This window comes from Klebsiella sp. MPUS7, from assembly GCF_009905335.1.
GTDB classification, from domain to species: Bacteria; Pseudomonadota; Gammaproteobacteria; order Enterobacterales; family Enterobacteriaceae; genus Klebsiella; species Klebsiella grimontii.
Genome location: NZ_CP047604.1, coordinates 5,184,419 through 5,202,441, shown reverse-complemented (window position 1 = coordinate 5,202,441; position 18,023 = coordinate 5,184,419). Strand labels below are relative to the sequence as shown.

The window sequence follows — 18,023 nt, the reverse complement described above, 5'->3', positions numbered from 1 at the left end:
CTTAAATTAATGCGCGGGCGCCGGCTGCGGGGCAAAAGCGCGCGCTTTATCCAGCGTAATAAATGAAATCAGCGTAAAGCACAGGGCGATACCGCCGAGCACGATATAGCTGCTGGTAAAGCCCATGCTCTGGTACATATGACCGATGCCGGTAGAAAGGAAAATAGAGCTAAAGCTTTTCGAAAACTGGAAGCCGATTAAATAAACCGTGGCTGATAGCAGCGGGTTGAAGTTGGCGGTAATATATTTCAGCGCGGCGACGAGTAATACTGAACTTTCAAAACCGTGCAGCAGTTTAATCAGGCTAATGGACACAGGACCCATAGCCCAGGCCGAGCCGATAATGCGCAGACTCATAATCATTCCGCAGTACAGCAGCGCATTTTTCGGGCCGATTTTATTCACGAACCATGGGGCGAAGAACATCACTACCGCATCAAGGAAAATCTGACCGGTGGTTAAATAGCCGAATACTTCCGCGCCGCGCGCTTTGCTCTCAAAGAAGTGGCTGTAATAGATGGCGAACTGCTGGTCGTAGGTTTCATATACCGCGCCGACGCCGATCGTGTAGATCGCGAAGAACCAGAATTTCTTCATTTTCAGCAGCGAGGCGGCGTCGCTCAGGGTAACCGGAGAGGCTTTACGACTCTGCATCGCGCCTTGTTTATGCGCGCTGATCTGCATTTTCCAGACAATGACCAGCAGGCATACGCCGGCGCAGCTGGCCAGCCAGAAAATCATGTTCTGGTCGATGCCGTAGAGCTTGCCTGCCGCGAAGGTGCCAATAGCCGCGCCAATGCCGCCAAACATTCTGGCGCGACCAAACTCAAAGCCGGAAGCGCGGCTGACTTTATCAATGTAAGCTTCGCAAATACCGCAGCCTGCGCCGTAGGCCATGCCAATATAAATACCGCCGGCCAGCGCCCCGAGAAAAACGTTAACTTTTAATAATGGCGCAAAGACGTAGATCCAGTAAGGGGCGAAAAGGGTAATAATGATGGCCAGCATCCACATCAGGTTTTTACGATAGACGAGCCTGTCGGAGATGAACCCGAATAATGGTTGAACGCAAACGGCAATAACCGCAGTAAAGGAATAAACCAGACCGACATCGGTGTAATTAATACCGATGGTTTCCGTTAACCACAATGATAAATAAGGATAGCAGCATCCCCAGCCAATAAAGAAGAACAGGAAGAACAGACAGCTTATATAGTAGTTTTTATTTGATTCTATCATGATAACCCTCGCTTCCTTTATTCAGGAATATGATCGTGTAGTCGCGAGCAAAGTTACCTTTTTGCGAAGCGGGGAGTCATGAACGTTTCGCTATGGAGCAGTAAAAATCTGCTATCGCCCGAGGGGCGTGAGCCGCCTCACATTCGGGCAATAAAAAAGGCGGATTTTCATCCGCCTTATCGGTTCGTCAAACGCGTTACGCCGACTCTTTATCGCTATTCGCCGCGTCCGGTAGCTTGGGCACCAGCACCGTCGGCTTATTGTCGATACGGGTCACCAGCAGCTGATCGATGCGGTAGTTATCGATATCCACCACTTCGAACTTATAGCCGGAAAATTTCACCGCGTCGGTCCGCTTGGGAATTTTACGCAGCATAAACATCATAAAGCCGCCAATGGTCTCGTAATTGCCGGACTGCGGGAAATCATCGATATCCAGCACCCGCATCACGTCATCAATCGGCGTCCCGCCGTCGATGAGCCAGGAGTTTTCATCGCGCGCGACGATCTGCTCTTCCAGCCCCTGGCCGACGAGGTCGCCCATCAGGGTGGTCATCACGTCGTTCAGGGTGATAATCCCGACCACCAGCGCATACTCGTTCATGATCACGGCGAAGTCTTCACCGGCGGTTTTAAAGCTTTCCAGCGCTTCAGAGAGCGTCAGGGTATCCGGGACAATCAGCGTATTGCGAATCTGCACGCCGCCGGTCAGCACCAGGCTCTGGTTCGCCAGCACGCGGTTCAGCAGATCTTTAGAGTCAACGTAGCCGATGATGTGGTCGATATCTTCGTTACACACCAGGAATTTGGAGTGCGGATGCTCCGCGACCTTATTTTTCAGGCTCTGCTCATCCTCATGAAGATCGAACCAGATGACGTTTTCACGCGAGGTCATGGATGAAGGCACGGTGCGCGATTCTAGCTCGAACACGTTTTCAATCAGCTCATGCTCCTGCTTACGCAGCACCCCGGCCAGCGCGCCGGCTTCCACGACGGCGTAAATATCATCGGAGGTAATGTCGTCTTTACGCACCATCGGAATTTTGAACAGGCGGAAGATGTTGTTGGCCATGCCGTTAAACAACCACACCAGCGGGCGGAAGATAAACAAGCAGAAGCGCATCGGGTTGATGATGCGTAAAGCGACGGCTTCAGGCGCAATCATACCGATGCGTTTCGGAGTCAGGTCAGCAAACAGAATGAACAGGCTGGTGACCAGGGTAAAAGAAATAATAAAGCTCAGCTGCTCGGAGAGCTCCGGCGACAGATAGCGGCTCAGCAGGCCGTAGAAAGCCGGTGAAAACGCAGCATCGCCGACGATACCGCCGAGAATCGCCACCGCGTTGAGACCGATTTGCACCACGGTAAAGAACATACCGGGGTTTTCCTGCATCTTCAGCACGCGTTGAGCGTTGATGTTGCCATCATCGGCCAGCAGCTTGAGTTTGATTTTACGTGATGCGGCCAGCGAGATTTCCGATATCGAAAAGAACGCACTGACGGCTATCAGACAGAGTATGACTAAAATACTGTTTAACATATCTTATCTGACCGTTGAGATCAGATCCTCGGAAGGGAAGTGGATAACGCTAAGTGGAATTCACAAAAAGCCGGTCCGAAGGCTCTGGACCGGCGATAGCACGGCGTAGTATAGCGTAAGGTACTGTAAAGCCGCCAGAGCGTAAATTATTCAATCCGGCGGCCTGCGGGAACCACGCGGCGGCATCAGGCCTGCGGCGGTAAACAAACGCCGATTCCGCCGATACCGCAGTATCCGTACGGGTTTTTATGCAGATACTGCTGGTGATCGTCTTCGGCATAATAGAACGGCTTCGCCGTCGCTATCTCGGTGGTGATCGTCCGGGTGTCGTTCGCTTCATTCATTGCCGCCTGGAAACGCGCCAGGCTGGCCTGTGCCGCCTCGCTCTGCTCCGGCGTCAGCGGATAAATCGCGGAACGATACTGGGTACCGCGATCGTTACCCTGCTGCATACCCTGCGCCGGGTCGTGGTTTTCCCAGAAGACCTGGAGCAGCTGCTCATAGCTGATAACCTGCGGATCGTAGACCACGCGCACCGCTTCGGCGTGGCCGGTCTCGCCGCTGCACACTTCGCGGTAGGTCGGGTTGGGCGTATAGCCGCCAGTGTAGCCGGCGGCGGTACTGTAGACGCCGGGCAGCTGCCAGAACAGGCGTTCGACGCCCCAGAAGCAGCCCATGGCGAACAGAGCGATTTCCATTCCTGCGGGAACGTTGGTCATCGAGTGACCATTGACGGCGTGGAGCGTAGCCACCGGCATCGGCGTGTTGCGTCCCGGCAGCGCGTCCGCTTGGGCGACAAGATGCGTTTTATCAAATAGACTCACGGTGGGCCTCTCAAAACAGAAAATGTGGTTAAGGTTGTAACCAAGCGCGTCTTTTAACACAATAAACGCGCTTAATACGTCTAGATTTAAACATAAGAATTATTTGGGATAACGTCTATTTTTCAACCCTTGATTGTTAGGGTTTTGTTAAGCCGTGGAGCGGCGCTTTCGTTTCCTTCGGGGGGAAACAAGGATATTCAGGAGAAAACGTGCTACAAATCCGCCAGTTATGTATCACCAGCCTTTTGCTGGTCAGCGGGGTCGCCAGCGCAGCGAGCGTGCGTTTGCAGGTTGAGGGGTTATCCGGGGAACTGGAAAAAAACGTCCGCGCCCAACTATCTACGATCCAGAGCGATGAAGTCACGCCGGACCGGCGCTTTCGCGCGCGCGTTGATGATGCTATCCGCGAAGGCCTGAAAGCGCTCGGCTACTACGAACCGACGATCGATTTTGATTTACGTCCGCCGCCGGCGAGGGGCCGCCAGGTCCTGATCGCCAAAGTCACGCCCGGCGAGCCGGTGCGTATTGGCGGCACCGAAGTGATTTTACGCGGCGGCGCCCGAACCGATCGCGACTATCTGGATTTGTTAAAAACGCGCCCGGCGATCGGCACCGTGCTGAACCACAGCGACTATGATGGCTTCAAAAGCTCCCTGACCCGCGTTGCGCTACGTAAAGGCTATTTTGATAGCGAATTTAATAAAAGCCAGCTCGGCGTCTCTCTCGACCGGCATCAGGCCTTCTGGGATATCGACTACAACAGCGGCGAGCGCTACCGCTTTGGCCCGGTCACTTTTGAAGGCTCGCAAATTCGCGACGAATATCTGCAAAACCTGGTGCCGTTTAAGCAGGGCGACTACTACACCTCCCAGGATCTCGCCGAACTGAACCGCCGCCTGGCGGCAACCGGCTGGTTTAGCTCCGTCGTGGTGGCGCCGCAGTTTGAAAAATCCCGCCAGACCAAAATTCTGCCTTTGCAGGGCGTGGTCTCTCCGCGTAAAGAGAATACCGTTGAAACCGGGGTCGGCTACTCAACCGACGTCGGGCCGCGCGTCAAAGGCACCTGGAGAAAGCCGTGGATGAACTCCTACGGCCACAGCCTGACCTCCAGCCTCAGCCTTTCCGCCCCGGAACAGCAGCTTGATTTCAGCTATAAAGTGCCGTTGTTAAAAAGCCCGCTGGAGCAGTACTACCTGATGCAGGGCGGCTTTAAGCGTACCGATCTTAACGATACCAAAGCCGACTCTACGACCCTCGGGGTATCACGTTTTTGGGAGATGTCGAGCGGCTGGCAGCGCGCGCTGAACCTGCGCTGGAGCCTCGACCACTTTACCCAGGCCAACGTCACTAACACCACCATGCTGATCTACCCCGGCGTGTCGGTGAACCGTACCCGCTCGCGCGGCGGCCTGATGCCGACCTGGGGCGATTCGCAGCGCTATTCGGTGGACTACTCCAACACCATGTGGGGCTCGGACATCAACTTTATCGTGATGCAGGCGCAGGACGTCTGGATCCGCACCCTGTATGACCGCCACCGCTTCGTGGTGCGCGGCAATCTTGGCTGGATTGAGGCCGATAACTTCAGCAAGGTCCCGCCGGATCTGCGTTTCTTCGCCGGTGGCGACCGTAGCATTCGCGGGTATAAATACAAATCTATCTCGCCAAAAGATGATGACGGCAAGCTGATGGGGGCCTCGAAACTGGCCACCGGCTCGCTGGAGTATCAGTACAACGTGAGCGGCAAATGGTGGGGCGCGGTGTTTGTCGATAGCGGCGAAGCGGTGAGCGATATCCGCGAGAGCAACTTTAAAACCGGCGCCGGCCTCGGCGTGCGCTGGCAGTCTCCGGTCGGACCAATCAAGCTGGATATCGCCAGACCGATCGGCGACAAAGAAGAGCACGGTTTACAGTTTTATATCGGTCTGGGGCCTGAATTATGAGTTTATGGAAGAAGATAAGCCTCGGCGTACTGATTTTTCTTGTGCTGCTGCTGGGGACGGTAGGATTCCTGGTGGGGACCACCACTGGCCTGCATCTGGTGATCAAAGCCGCCGACCGCTGGGTTCCGGGGCTGGAGATCGGCAAAGCGACCGGCGGCTGGCGCGATTTGACGCTGGAGAACGTGCGCTTTGAGCAGCCGGGCGTGGCGGTCACCGCTGGCCAGTTCCACCTCGGCCTCAAGCTGCGCTGCCTGTGGGACAGTAGCCTGTGCGTCAACGATCTTTCTCTGCGTGATATCTATGTGGCGATCGATACCAGCAAGATGCCGCCGGCGGCGCCGGTTGAAGAAGAAGATAGCGGCCCGCTGAATCTCTCCACGCCTTATCCCATCACCCTGAGCCGGGTGGCGCTGCATAACGTCAACGTAAAAATTGACGATACCGCCGTCTCGCTGCGCGACTTTACCAGCGGTCTGAACTGGCAGGAGAAAAACCTGACCCTGACGCCGACCTCCCTGCAGGGGTTGCTCATCGCGCTGCCGAAGGTGGCGAAGGTGGCCCAGGAGCAGGTGGTCGAGCCGAAAATTGACAATCCGCAGCCGGAAGAAAAGCCGCTCGGCGAGACGATGAAAGATCTGTTCTCGACGCCGGTGCTGCCGGAAATGACCGACGTCCATCTGCCGTTGAATCTCAATATTCAGGCCTTCCGCGGCGAGCAGCTGCGTCTCACCGGCGATACCGATATCACCATCTATAATCTGCTGCTCAAAGTCAGCAGCATTGATGGGCAGATGAAGCTGGACGCGCTGGACGTGGACTCCGACCAGGGCAAAGTCACGGCTTCCGGCAACGCCCAGTTGCAGGATAACTGGCCGGTCGATATTACCCTCAACAGTACGCTGAATATTGATCCCCTGAAGGGCGAGAAAGTGCAGTTGAAAGTGGGCGGTGAAGTCCGTAAGAAGCTTACGCTCGGCGTGGATTTAAACGGTCCCGTGACGATGACCCTGCGCGCCGAAACGCAGCTGGCGGAGGCGGGGCTGCCGCTGGATATGGAGATTAAAAGCAAGCAGCTTTACTGGCCGTTCACCGGCGAGAAAGCGTATCAGGCTGACGATCTCCTGCTGAAATTTAACGGCAAGATGACCGACTACACCCTGGCCTTCAGCACCGCGGTCAAAGGGCAGTCGCTGCCGCCGGCGAAGATTAACCTTGACGCCAAGGGCAACGAGCAGCAGGTCAATCTTGATAAGCTGACCGTCGCCGCTCTCGAAGGGAAAACCGAACTGAAGGCGCTGCTCGACTGGCAGCAGGCGATCAGCTGGCGCGGTGAACTGACGCTTAACGGTATCAACACCGCTAAAGAGGTGCCGGACTGGCCGTCGAAGCTCAACGGCCTGATTAAGACCCAGGGCAGCCTGTACGGCGGCAGCTGGCAGATGTCGGTACCGGAGCTGAAAATCACCGGTAACGTGAAGCAAAATAAAGTCGATGTGAGCGGGTCGCTGCAGGGCAACAGCTATATGCAGTGGAAAATCCCCGGTCTGCATCTGGCGTTAGGCCCCAACAGCGCTGACGTGAAAGGCGAGCTGGGGGTCAAAGATCTTAACCTTGACGCCACCATTGACGCGCCGCATCTCGACAACGCCCTGCCGGGCCTGGGCGGGACGGCGAAGGGGCTGGTGAAAGTTCGCGGCACCGTCGACGCGCCGCAGCTGCTGGCGGACATCACCGCCCGGGCGCTGCGCTGGCAGGAGCTGTCGGTGGCCCAGGTGAACGTGAAGGGCGATGTGAAGTCAACCGACCAGATTGGCGGTAGCCTCGACGTGCGCGTGGACCGTATCAGCCAGCCGGGCGTTAATATCAGCCTGGTGCAGCTCAATGCGAAGGGCAACGAGAAGCAGCACGACCTGCAGCTGCGGGTGCAGGGCGATCCGGTCTCCGGGCAGCTGTCGCTGGCGGGGAGCTTTGACCGCAAAGCGGAGCGCTGGAGAGGCACGCTGAGCAATACCCGTTTCCAGACCCCGGTGGGGCCGGTGGCGCTGACGCGCAATATCGCGCTGGATTACCGTAACCTCGAACAGAAAATCAGCATCGGGCCGCACTGCTGGACTAACCCGAACGCCGAGCTGTGCGTACCGCAGACCATCGACGCCGGGGCAAGCGGGCGCGCGGTGGTGAACCTCAACCGTTTCGACCTCGCGATGCTGAAGCCGTTTATGCCGGAAGCGACCCAGGCCAGCGGCGTGTTTAGCGGCAATGCCGATGTGAGTTGGGACACCACCAAAGAGGGGCTGCCGCAGGGCAAAGTGACGCTGAACGGGCGTAACGTGAAGGTCACTCAGACGGTCAACGACGCGCCGCTGCCGGTGGCTTTCGATACTCTCAACCTCACCGCCGATCTGCATAATAATCGCGCCCAACTGGGCTGGCTGATTCGCCTGACCAACAATGGTCAGTTGGACGGGCAGGTGCAGGTCACCGATCCGCAGGGCCGACGCAATCTGGGCGGCAACGTCAATATCAACAACTTCTCGCTGGCGATGATTAACCCTATCTTCTCGCGCGGCGAAAAGGCGGAAGGGAGACTGAATGCGCGCCTGACGCTTGGCGGCAACCTTCAGAGTCCGCAGCTGTTCGGTCAGATGCAGCTGAATGGCGTTGATATTGACGGTAACTTTATGCCGTTCGATATGCAGCCGAGCCAGTTGGCGATGAATTTCACCGGTACCCGCTCGACCCTACAGGGAACGGTGAATACCAGCCAGGGCCACATCGCGCTTAGCGGCAACGCCGACTGGACGCAGATTGACAACTGGCGCGCGCAGATTGCGGCGAAGGGCAGCCGGGTACGGATAACCGTGCCGCCGATGGTGCGCCTGGATGTCTCGCCGGACGTGGTGTTTACCGCCACGCCAAGCCTGTTTAACCTGGATGGCAGCGTTGATGTGCCCTGGGCGCGTATCGTGGTCAACGAAGTGCCGGAAAGCGCCGTTGGGGTCTCATCTGACGAAGTGATGCTGGATAAAAATCTGCAGCCGATTAAGCAGCAGAGCGCCGGTATCCCTATCAACAGCAACCTGACGATTCACGTAGGCAACAACGTTCGTCTCGATGCCTTCGGTCTGAAAGCGCGTCTGACCGGCGATTTGAAAGTGGTGCAGGATAAACAGGGGCTGGGACTGAACGGGCAGATCAACATCCCGGAAGGCCGCTTCCATGCCTACGGCCAGGATCTGATCGTGCGTAAAGGCGAGCTGCTGTTCTCCGGTCCGCCGGATCAGCCGCTGCTGAATATCGAAGCCATTCGTAACCCGGACGCCACCGAGGACGACGTTATCGCCGGCGTTCGCGTGACCGGCTCGGCCGATCAGCCGAAAGCGGAGATTTTCTCCGATCCGGCGATGTCGCAGCAGGAAGCGCTCTCTTACCTGCTCCGCGGGCAGGGTTTAGGCAGCGGACAGAGCGATAGTGCGGCAATGACCTCCATGCTTATTGGTATGGGGGTTGCACAAAGTGGTCAGGTTGTGGGTAAAATCGGCGAGACGTTTGGCGTAAGCAATCTGGCGCTGGATACCGAGGGAGTGGGCGACTCCTCCCAGGTGGTGGTCAGCGGCTATGTGCTGCCCGGTCTGCAGGTAAAATATGGGGTAGGGATCTTTGATTCCCTGGCGACGTTGACGTTACGTTATCGCCTGATGCCTAAGCTATATATGGAAGCTGTGTCTGGTGTAGACCAGGCTCTCGATTTGCTCTATCAGTTTGAGTTTTAGCAATGCGAATATTTGTTTACGGCAGTTTACGACGCAAACAAGGCAACAGCCACTGGATGACCAACGCTCAGTGGCTGGGCGATCATAGTGTCAATGATTATCAACTGTACAGCCTGGGCCACTATCCAGGCGCGGTGCCCGGCGATGGCACGGTACATGGTGAAGTCTATCGTATTGACGCATCGACGCTGGCTGAATTGGATGCGCTGCGTACCAAAGGCGGCGAGTATGCTCGTCACCTGATCCAGACGCCATACGGTAGCGCCTGGATGTATGTCTATCAGCGCCCCGTTGAGGGCTTCACGCGGATAGAAAGCGGCAACTGGTTGGACAAAGACCAGTATTAATAACGATAACGCCACCTTCGGGTGGCGTTGTTTTTTGCGGGGGTAACTTTTGTCGCCCCGCCAAGGCGCGTTAGTCGCTAACCGGGAAATGGCTCAATATCCCAAATAAAAACACCGCCTGGAGGCGGTGTTTTTGCTAACCTGAGTGCGGCAGAATTACTTCTTAGCGCGCTCGAAGGAAGCCACGATTTCAGCTTTCGCCGCTTCGGCGTTGTCCCAGCCGTCAACCTTAACCCATTTGCCCGCTTCGAGGTCTTTATAGTGCTCGAAGAAGTGGGTGATCTGCGCTTTCAGCAGTTCCGGCAGGTCGTTCACATCTTTGATGTGATCGTACTCTTTGCTCAGCTTGGTGTGCGGTACCGCAACCAGCTTCGCATCTTCACCGGATTCGTCGGTCATTTTCAGTACGCCGACCGGACGGCAGCGGATGACTGAACCTGGCTCCAGCGGGTACGGCGTCGGGACCAGAACGTCAACCGGGTCGCCGTCCAGGGAGAGAGTGTGGTTGATGTAGCCGTAGTTGCACGGATAGAACATCGCCGTGGACATGAAACGGTCAACGAACAGTGCACCGCTCTCTTTGTCGACTTCGTATTTAATAGGATCTGCGTTCGCCGGGATCTCGATCACGACGTAGATGTCTTCCGGCAGATCTTTGCCCGCAGGTACGTTGAGTAAGCTCATGTCTGTTTCCTTTAAAATGTATGGCAAACAAGTGCCCGGTATTATAGCCAACTCGCATCGAATGTCTTCGCTTCTTTTTCTCCAGAACGGGTGGGGGGAGTCTGAATTTTTCCCCGCTATACAGCCTGAAAATCCATAAACATAGCCGCATACTGAATAAATTTATGTAACCGTTTTCATTGCATATGCTTGATATCTCAAAGCGTGACAAATTTCGTCATAAACGGCAAAGCTCGCACGGGTCGCGAAGCCTCACCGGCTCTCCGCTGCTGAAAAGCGTATCGATTAACATCTAATTAACTTTTTTGAAGTGTGATGTAACGCATTCAGTTACATCTCCGATTGTCTATAGTTTGTTCGCAGGTGAGGCTTTAACCAACAATAACCCTACGAGGATCCTCTTATGTGGAAGCGCTTACTTCTTGTCACAGCAGTTTCCGCAGCTATGTCGTCTATGGTCATGGCTGCCCCTCTTACCGTAGGTTTTTCGCAGGTCGGTTCTGAATCCGGCTGGCGTGCGGCCGAAACCAACGTCGCGAAGGAAGAGGCCGCGAAGCGCGGCATCACTCTGAAGATTGCCGACGCCCAACAAAAACAGGAAAACCAGATTAAAGCCGTACGCTCCTTCATCGCTCAGGGCGTCGATGCCATCTTCATCGCTCCGGTAGTGGCGACCGGCTGGGAGCCGGTACTGAAGGAAGCGAAAGAAGCCAAAATCCCGGTATTCCTGCTCGACCGCTCAATTGATGTCAAAGACAAAGATCTCTATATGACCACCGTTACCGCGAACAATGTGCTGGAAGGCCAACTGATCGGTGAGTGGCTGGTGAAAACCGTCGACGGCAAGCCGTGTAACGTTGTTGAACTGCAGGGCACCGTGGGGGCCAGCGTGGCGATTGACCGCAAGAAAGGCTTCGCTGAAGCCATTTCTAAAGCCTCCAATATCAAGATTATCCGCTCCCAGTCCGGCGACTTTACCCGCAGTAAGGGTAAAGAAGTGATGGAGAGCTTTATCAAAGCGGAGAACAACGGCAAGAACATCTGCATGGTTTACGCCCATAACGACGACATGGTGATTGGCGCCATTCAGGCGATTAAAGAGGCCGGGCTGAAGCCGGGCAAAGATATCCTCACCGGTTCTATCGACGGGGTGCCGGATATCTATAAAGCGATGATGGCCGGCGAGGCTAACGCCAGCGTTGAGCTGACGCCGAATATGGCCGGCCCGGCGTTCGATGCGCTGGAGAAATACAAAAAAGACGGCACCCTGCCTGAAAAAGTCACCATCACCAAATCGACCCTTTACCTGCCGGATACGGCGAAAGAAGAGTTAGAGAAGAAGAAAAATATGGGCTACTAAGTAGCGAAAAACAGGCACGCTCCCGGTGGCGCTATGCGCTCCGGGCGACAGGTTCATCGCCGTCTGCGGATTGAGTAGCCCGGACAGGCGCGCAGCGCCGCCTCCGGGATTTTCCCGGTCGCTAAAGCGCGGCTGAGCTCCCTCTCCCTGCCGGGGAGAGGGTTAAGGTGAGGGGAGAGCATGAACGGCGAACAACATCAGGAAATCCTTCGTACTGAAGGGCTAAGCAAATTTTTCCCCGGCGTGAAGGCGCTGGATAACGTTAATTTCAGCCTGCGCCGGGGCGAAATCATGGCTCTGTTAGGCGAAAACGGCGCGGGTAAATCCACCCTGATTAAAGCGCTTACCGGCGTCTACCACGCCGACCGCGGGGCAATCTGGCTGGAAGGCCGGGAAATCTCGCCAAAAAATACCGCCCACGCCCAGCAGTTGGGGATCGGCACCGTCTATCAGGAAGTGAACCTGCTGCCTAACATGTCGGTGGCGGATAATCTGTTTATTGGCCGCGAGCCCCGGCGCTTTGGCCTCCTGCAGCGCAAAGAGATGGAAAAACGCGCCACCGCGCTGATGGCGTCCTACGGTTTTTCTCTCGATGTCCGTGAACCGCTGAACCGCTTTTCGGTCGCCATGCAGCAGATTGTCGCGATCTGCCGGGCAATTGACCTGTCAGCAAAAGTGTTAATTCTTGATGAACCGACCGCCAGCCTGGATACCCTGGAGGTGGAAATGCTCTTCACCCTAATGCGCCAGCTGCGCGATAGCGGCGTCAGCCTGATTTTCGTCACCCACTTCCTCGACCAGGTTTACGCCGTCAGCGACCGCATCACCGTTCTGCGTAACGGCGGTTTTGTCGGCTGCCGGGAAACCCGCGAGCTGCCGCAAATTGAACTGGTGAAAATGATGCTGGGCCGCGAGCTGGAGCATAACGCCCTGCAGCGCGCGGGCCGCACCCTGCTGAGCGATAAGCCGGTGGCCGCCTTCGAAGATTTTGGCAAAAAAGGCACTATTGCACCGTTTAATCTGCAGGTCCGTCCCGGTGAAATCGTCGGTCTGGCAGGACTGTTAGGCTCAGGACGCACGGAAACCGCGGAAGTCATTTTCGGCATTAAACCCGCCGACAGCGGCAAAGCGTGGATCAAAGGCAAGCCGCAAACCCTGCGCTCGCCGCATCAGGCATCGTGCCTCGGGATCGGCTTCTGTCCGGAAGATCGTAAAACCGACGGCATAATCGCCGCCGCCTCGGTGCGGGAAAATATCGTTCTCGCGCTACAGGCGCAGCGCGGCTGGCTACGACCGATTAGTCGCCGCGAACAAAATGAGATTGCCGAACGTTTTATTCGTCAACTCGGTATTCGTACCCCCAGCGCTGAACAGCCGATCGAATTTCTCTCCGGCGGTAATCAGCAGAAGGTGCTGCTCTCCCGCTGGCTGCTGACGAAGCCGCAGTTCCTGATCCTCGATGAACCGACGCGCGGTATTGACGTTGGCGCCCATGCCGAAATCATCCGCCTGATCGAAACCCTGTGCGCCGATGGCCTGGCGCTGCTGGTCATCTCTTCAGAGCTGGAAGAGCTGGTGGGTTACGCCGATCGGGTGATTATCATGCGCGATCGCCAGCAGGTGGCGGAGCTGGCGCTGAGCGAGCTCTCCGTACCGGCGATCATGAACGCTATTGCGGCATAAGGAGTAACCGATGATGCCTCAATCTGTTCCGAAAAGCGGCCAGCCGAAACGGCGCTTTAACTGGCCAAAAGGGATGCCGCAAATTATTGCGCTGCTGCTGGTGCTGGTGGTTGACAGCCTGGTCGCGCCGCATTTTTATCAGGTCGTGCTCCAGGACGGGCGGCTGTTCGGCAGCCCGATAGACATTTTAAACCGCGCCGCCCCGGTGGCGCTGCTGGCGATTGGCATGACGCTGGTTATCGCCACCGGCGGGATTGACCTCTCCGTCGGGGCGGTGATGGCGATTGCCGGCGCAACGGCAGCGTCGATGACCGTGGCAGGGCACAGCCTGCCGATTGTGCTGCTGGCATCGCTGGGGGCCGGCGCGCTGGCCGGTCTGTGGAACGGGATCCTGGTGGCGGTGCTGAAGATCCAGCCGTTCGTCGCCACGCTGATCCTGATGGTCGCCGGGCGCGGAGTGGCGCAGCTGATCACCTCCGGGCAGATCGTGACCTTTGACTCACCGCATCTGGCGTGGCTGGGTAGCGGGTCGCTGCTGCTGTTCCCGACGCCGGTGATTATCGCCATCGTCACGCTGGCGCTGTTCTGGCTGTTTACCCGCAAAACCGCGCTGGGAATGTTTATCGAAGCGGTGGGGATTAACATTCGCGCGGCGAAAAACGCCGGGGTAAATACCCGCGTCGTCGTGATGTTGGCCTACGTACTCAGCGGCGTTTGCGCGGCAATCGCCGGGATTATCGTTGCGGCGGATATTCGCGGCGCGGATGCCAATAACGCCGGGCTGTGGCTGGAGCTGGACGCCATCCTGGCGGTGGTTATCGGCGGCGGCTCGCTGATGGGCGGGCGCTTTAACCTGCTGCTCTCGGTCATCGGGGCGCTGATTATCCAGGGCATGAATACCGGGATCCTGCTGTCAGGCTTCCCGCCGGAGCTTAATCAGGTAGTCAAAGCGGTGGTGGTGCTGTGCGTACTGATCGTCCAGTCGCCGCGCTTTATCAGCATACTGAAGGGGATGCGCGGCCATGATAAAACGTAATTTACCGTTAATGATTACCCTCGCGGTCTTCGTACTGGGATACCTTTACTGCCTGACCCAGTTTCCCGGCTTTGCCTCGACGCGGGTGATCTGCAATATCCTGACCGACAATGCCTTTCTCGGGATCATCGCCGTCGGTATGACCTTTGTGATCCTCTCCGGCGGGATCGATCTGTCGGTCGGGTCGGTGATCGCCTTTACCGGGGTCTTTCTCGCTAAAGCGATCGGTTTCTGGGGGATTTCGCCGCTGGTGGCGTTTCCGCTGGTGCTGGTGATGGGCTGCGCCTTTGGCGCGTTTATGGGCCTGCTTATTGATGCGCTGAAGATCCCGGCGTTTATCATCACCCTCGCCGGGATGTTTTTCCTGCGCGGCGTCAGCTACCTGGTCTCGGAAGAGTCGATTCCCATTAATCATCCGGTCTATGACGCCCTTTCCGGACTGGCATGGACCATCCCCGGGGGCGGGCGTCTGAGCGCGATGGGGCTGCTGATGCTGCTGGTGGTGATCGGCGGAATTTTTATGGCCCACCGCACCCGCTTTGGCAATCAGGTTTACGCCATCGGCGGCAACGCGACGTCGGCGAACCTGATGGGGATCTCCACGCGGAGCACGACGATCCGTATCTATATGCTCTCCACCGGACTGGCGACGCTGGCGGGGATCGTCTTCTCCATCTATACCCAGGCGGGCTATGCGCTGGCGGGCGTCGGCGTTGAGCTGGACGCGATTGCTTCAGTGGTTATCGGCGGCACGCTGTTAAGCGGTGGGGTAGGGACGGTGCTCGGCACGCTGTTTGGCGTAGGGATTCAGGGGCTGATTCAAACCTATATCAACTTCGATGGTACGCTCAGTTCATGGTGGACCAAGATCGCCATCGGTATTCTGCTGTTTATCTTTATTGCGCTGCAGCGCGGCCTGACGGTGCTGTGGGAGAATCGGCAGAGCTCGCCGGTCACAAGGGTGGGACACTGATTGGAGAATTTCCCCTCCCGTACGGCGGGAGGGGAAGAGGCGCGTTACGCGTCCGGGAACTCTTTAATAAAGTTCTCGACGTCTTCAACCATATGGTTGTTGCCGACGAAGAAAGAGCGGCGCTGGTGCAGGCTTTCCGGAATGATATCCAGAATACGCTCTTTACCATCGCTGGCTTTACCGCCCGCCTGTTCCGCGAGGAACGCCATCGGGTTGCATTCGTACAGCAGGCGCAGTTTACCGTCCGGGTGGCTGGCGGTGCTCGGGTAGAGATAGATGCCGCCTTTTAGCAGGTTGCGGTGGAAATCCGCCACCAGAGAGCCGATGTAGCGCGAGGTGTACGGGCGCTGGGTCTCTTTATCTTCTTCCTGGCAATGCTTGATGTACTTCTTCACACCCATCGGGAACTTGATGTAGTTACCTTCGTTAATCGAGTAGGTGTTGCCCTTTTCCGGGAAGCGCATGCGCTCCTGGCACAGGCAGAAGACGCCAAGGGACGGGTCGTAGGTAAAGGCGTGGACGCCGCAGCCGGTGGTATAAACCAGCATCGTCGAGGAGCCGTAAACCACATAGCCCGCGGCGACCTGTCGGTTGCCCGGTTGCAGGAAATCTTCTTCAGTAACGGGGGTTCCCACCGGCGTGACGCGGCGATAGATAGAGAAAATCGTTCCAACGGAGACGTTAACGTCGATGTTAGAAGATCCATCCAGCGGGTCCATCAGCACCACGTATTTGGCGTGTTCACATCCTTCAAAGACGACGATTTCATCTTCTTCTTCAGAGGCGATCCCGGCAACAATATCGCGTGCTCGCAGTGCGGCTTTCAACTTTTCATTGGCAAACAGGTCGAGTTTTTGCTGCACCTCGCCCTGAACGTTTTCAGCACCGCTGGCACCCAGGATATCGACCAGACCGGCCTTGTTGATATCGCGGTGGATGATCTTGGCGCCTAACTTTATCGCCGACAACAAAGCAGTAAGCTCGCCGGTTGCGTGAGAGAACTCGTGCTGCTTTTCGACAATAAATTCACCTAACGTTTTCATAACCCGTTCCCTGCATGTTTATGTGAAGTAAAACGAACATAACAATCTTAACAAAGAATAAAAAAAGTTCGCACAGGTGAATCGCGCCAGCAAAATACGGATTCGCCTTAAATGCATTTCTTTCACCCCCAACATCCCGGTAAACTGTGCTTCAGATAAGAGAAGGAAGTGACGAATGCGCATTCATATTTTAGGAATCTGTGGCACGTTTATGGGGGGGCTGGCGATGCTGGCGCGTTCCCTCGGTCATGAGGTAACGGGGTCGGATGCGAATGTCTATCCGCCAATGAGTACCCTGCTGGAAAATCAGGGAATTGAGTTAATTCAAGGATATGATGCCAGCCAGCTGGATCCGCAGCCGGATCTGGTAATTATCGGTAACGCGATGACGCGCGGAAACCCGTGCGTGGAAGCGGTGCTGGAAAATAATATCCCTTACATGTCCGGACCGCAATGGCTGCACGATTTCGTGCTGCGCGATCGCTGGGTGCTGGCGGTTGCCGGAACGCACGGGAAAACCACCACAGCCGGCATGGCGACCTGGATCCTCGAAGCCTGCGGCTACAAGCCGGGCTTTGTTATCGGCGGCGTTCCGGGCAACTTCGATGTTTCCGCGCGCCTTGGCGACAGCCCGTTCTTCGTGATTGAGGCCGATGAATACGACTGCGCTTTCTTCGATAAACGCTCCAAGTTTGTTCACTACTGCCCGCGCACGTTGATTCTCAATAACCTTGAGTTTGACCACGCGGACATCTTTGACGATCTGAAAGCGATCCAGAAACAGTTCCATCATCTGGTGCGCATTGTGCCGGGCAAAGGCAAGATTATCCTGCCGGAGAACGACATCAATCTGAAACAGACGATGGCGATGGGCTGCTGGAGCGAGCAGGAGCTGGTCGGCGAACAGGGCCACTGGCAGGCGAAAAAGCTCACCACAGATGCTTCCTCATGGGAAGTGTGGCTGGACGGCGAGAAAGTCGGCGAGGTGAAGTGGGCGCTGGTTGGCGAACATAATATGCATAACGGTTTGATGGCCATTGCCGCCGCCCGTCATGTCGGCGTGCAGCCTGCCGATGCGGCTAACGCGCTGGGCAGCTTTATTAACGCCCGCCGGCGTCTGGAGCTGCGCGGCGAAGCCAACGGCGTGACCGTGTACGACGATTTTGCCCACCACCCGACGGCGATTCTGGCGACCCTGCAGGCGCTACGCGGCAAGGTTGGCGGTACCGCGCGTATTCTTGCCGTGCTTGAACCTCGTTCCAACACCATGAAAATGGGTATCTGCAAAGACGACCTGGCGCCGTCCCTTGGCCGCGCGGACGAAGTCTTCCTGCTGCAGCCGCAGCATATTCCGTGGCAGGTCGCTGAAGTGGCTGACGCCTGCGTTCAGCCCGCGCACTGGAGCGCCGATGTCGATGCGCTGGTGGAGATGATTGTTAAAACTGCCCATCCGGGCGACCACATTCTGGTGATGAGCAACGGCGGATTTGGCGGCATTCATCAGAAGCTGCTCGATAAGCTGGCGAAAAAAGCCGAGGCGGCCGAGTAGGCTATGCTCCTCGTTTATCCGCCCTCCGC

At 56.7% G+C, this 18,023-nt stretch carries 13 protein-coding genes; 8 read left to right on the top strand and 5 right to left on the bottom strand.

What is annotated here, in order from left to right:
* Positions 1-6 precede the first annotated feature (6 nt).
* The 3 genes from GUC22_RS24270 to msrA form a co-directional block, all read right to left on the bottom strand.
* Positions 7-1,239 carry an oligosaccharide MFS transporter gene (locus GUC22_RS24270; RefSeq protein ID WP_024360274.1) on the bottom strand — a complete coding sequence of 411 codons (1,233 nt, stop codon included), beginning with the start codon at positions 1,237-1,239 and terminating at the stop codon, positions 7-9.
* A 196-nt stretch (positions 1,240-1,435) separates the two neighbouring features.
* Positions 1,436-2,779: a hemolysin family protein gene (locus tag GUC22_RS24265; protein WP_004098030.1), complete on the bottom strand. Its 1,344-nt coding sequence runs from the start codon at positions 2,777-2,779 to the stop codon at positions 1,436-1,438.
* A gap of 185 nt (positions 2,780-2,964) precedes the next feature.
* Complete coding sequence (msrA, locus tag GUC22_RS24260; protein WP_004871050.1) at positions 2,965-3,603, bottom strand: peptide-methionine (S)-S-oxide reductase MsrA; 639 nt, start codon at positions 3,601-3,603, stop codon at positions 2,965-2,967.
* A gap of 209 nt (positions 3,604-3,812) precedes the next feature.
* Between msrA and tamA the strand changes: the two genes are divergently transcribed.
* From tamA to GUC22_RS24245, 3 genes are read left to right on the top strand one after another with little or no spacing between them, the layout of a single operon-like run.
* The gene (gene tamA, locus GUC22_RS24255) at positions 3,813-5,546 is read left to right on the top strand and encodes an autotransporter assembly complex protein TamA (protein WP_024360275.1); all 1,734 of its coding nucleotides are present in this window, start codon (positions 3,813-3,815) and stop codon (positions 5,544-5,546) included.
* On the top strand, positions 5,543-9,319 hold the full coding sequence (gene tamB, locus GUC22_RS24250; RefSeq protein WP_131930818.1) for an autotransporter assembly complex protein TamB: 3,777 nt from the start codon (positions 5,543-5,545) through the stop codon (positions 9,317-9,319). Before tamA ends, tamB begins: the two co-directional genes overlap by 4 nt.
* Positions 9,320-9,321: 2 nt before the next feature.
* Complete coding sequence (locus tag GUC22_RS24245; protein WP_004871046.1) at positions 9,322-9,666, top strand: gamma-glutamylcyclotransferase; 345 nt, start codon at positions 9,322-9,324, stop codon at positions 9,664-9,666.
* 156 nt (positions 9,667-9,822) lie between these two features.
* On the opposite strand, the gene ppa is transcribed toward GUC22_RS24245, so the two are convergent.
* The gene (gene ppa, locus GUC22_RS24240) at positions 9,823-10,350 is read right to left on the bottom strand and encodes an inorganic diphosphatase (protein WP_004098041.1); all 528 of its coding nucleotides are present in this window, start codon (positions 10,348-10,350) and stop codon (positions 9,823-9,825) included.
* A gap of 403 nt (positions 10,351-10,753) precedes the next feature.
* Here ppa and ytfQ point away from each other — a divergent pair, with 403 nt between their 5' ends.
* The 4 genes from ytfQ (at position 10,754) to yjfF (ending at position 15,402) form a co-directional block, all read left to right on the top strand.
* Positions 10,754-11,710 (top strand): galactofuranose ABC transporter, galactofuranose-binding protein YtfQ, encoded by a 957-nt coding sequence (ytfQ, locus tag GUC22_RS24235; protein ID WP_004098043.1) that lies wholly within the window; start codon positions 10,754-10,756, stop codon positions 11,708-11,710.
* Between the two features lie 180 nt (positions 11,711-11,890).
* Entirely contained in the window at positions 11,891-13,393 is a 1,503-nt protein-coding gene (gene ytfR / locus GUC22_RS24230) for a galactofuranose ABC transporter, ATP-binding protein YtfR (RefSeq protein ID WP_131930819.1), read from the top strand.
* Positions 13,394-13,403: 10 nt separating this feature from the next.
* A complete protein-coding gene (gene ytfT, locus GUC22_RS24225) occupies positions 13,404-14,429 on the top strand; it encodes a galactofuranose ABC transporter, ATP-binding protein YtfT (RefSeq protein WP_049087211.1) in 1,026 nt (341 codons plus the stop codon).
* A complete protein-coding gene (gene yjfF, locus GUC22_RS24220; protein WP_004128182.1) occupies positions 14,416-15,402 on the top strand; it encodes a galactofuranose ABC transporter, permease protein YjfF in 987 nt (328 codons plus the stop codon). Before ytfT ends, yjfF begins: the two co-directional genes overlap by 14 nt.
* A gap of 44 nt (positions 15,403-15,446) precedes the next feature.
* On the opposite strand, the gene fbp is transcribed toward yjfF, so the two are convergent.
* The gene (fbp, locus tag GUC22_RS24215) at positions 15,447-16,445 is read right to left on the bottom strand and encodes a class 1 fructose-bisphosphatase (protein WP_004098053.1); all 999 of its coding nucleotides are present in this window, start codon (positions 16,443-16,445) and stop codon (positions 15,447-15,449) included.
* Positions 16,446-16,620: 175 nt separating this feature from the next.
* On the opposite strand from fbp, the gene mpl reads away from it, so the two are divergent.
* On the top strand, positions 16,621-17,994 hold the full coding sequence (gene mpl, locus GUC22_RS24210; protein WP_004871032.1) for a UDP-N-acetylmuramate:L-alanyl-gamma-D-glutamyl-meso-diaminopimelate ligase: 1,374 nt from the start codon (positions 16,621-16,623) through the stop codon (positions 17,992-17,994).
* Positions 17,995-18,023: the final 29 nt, after the last annotated feature.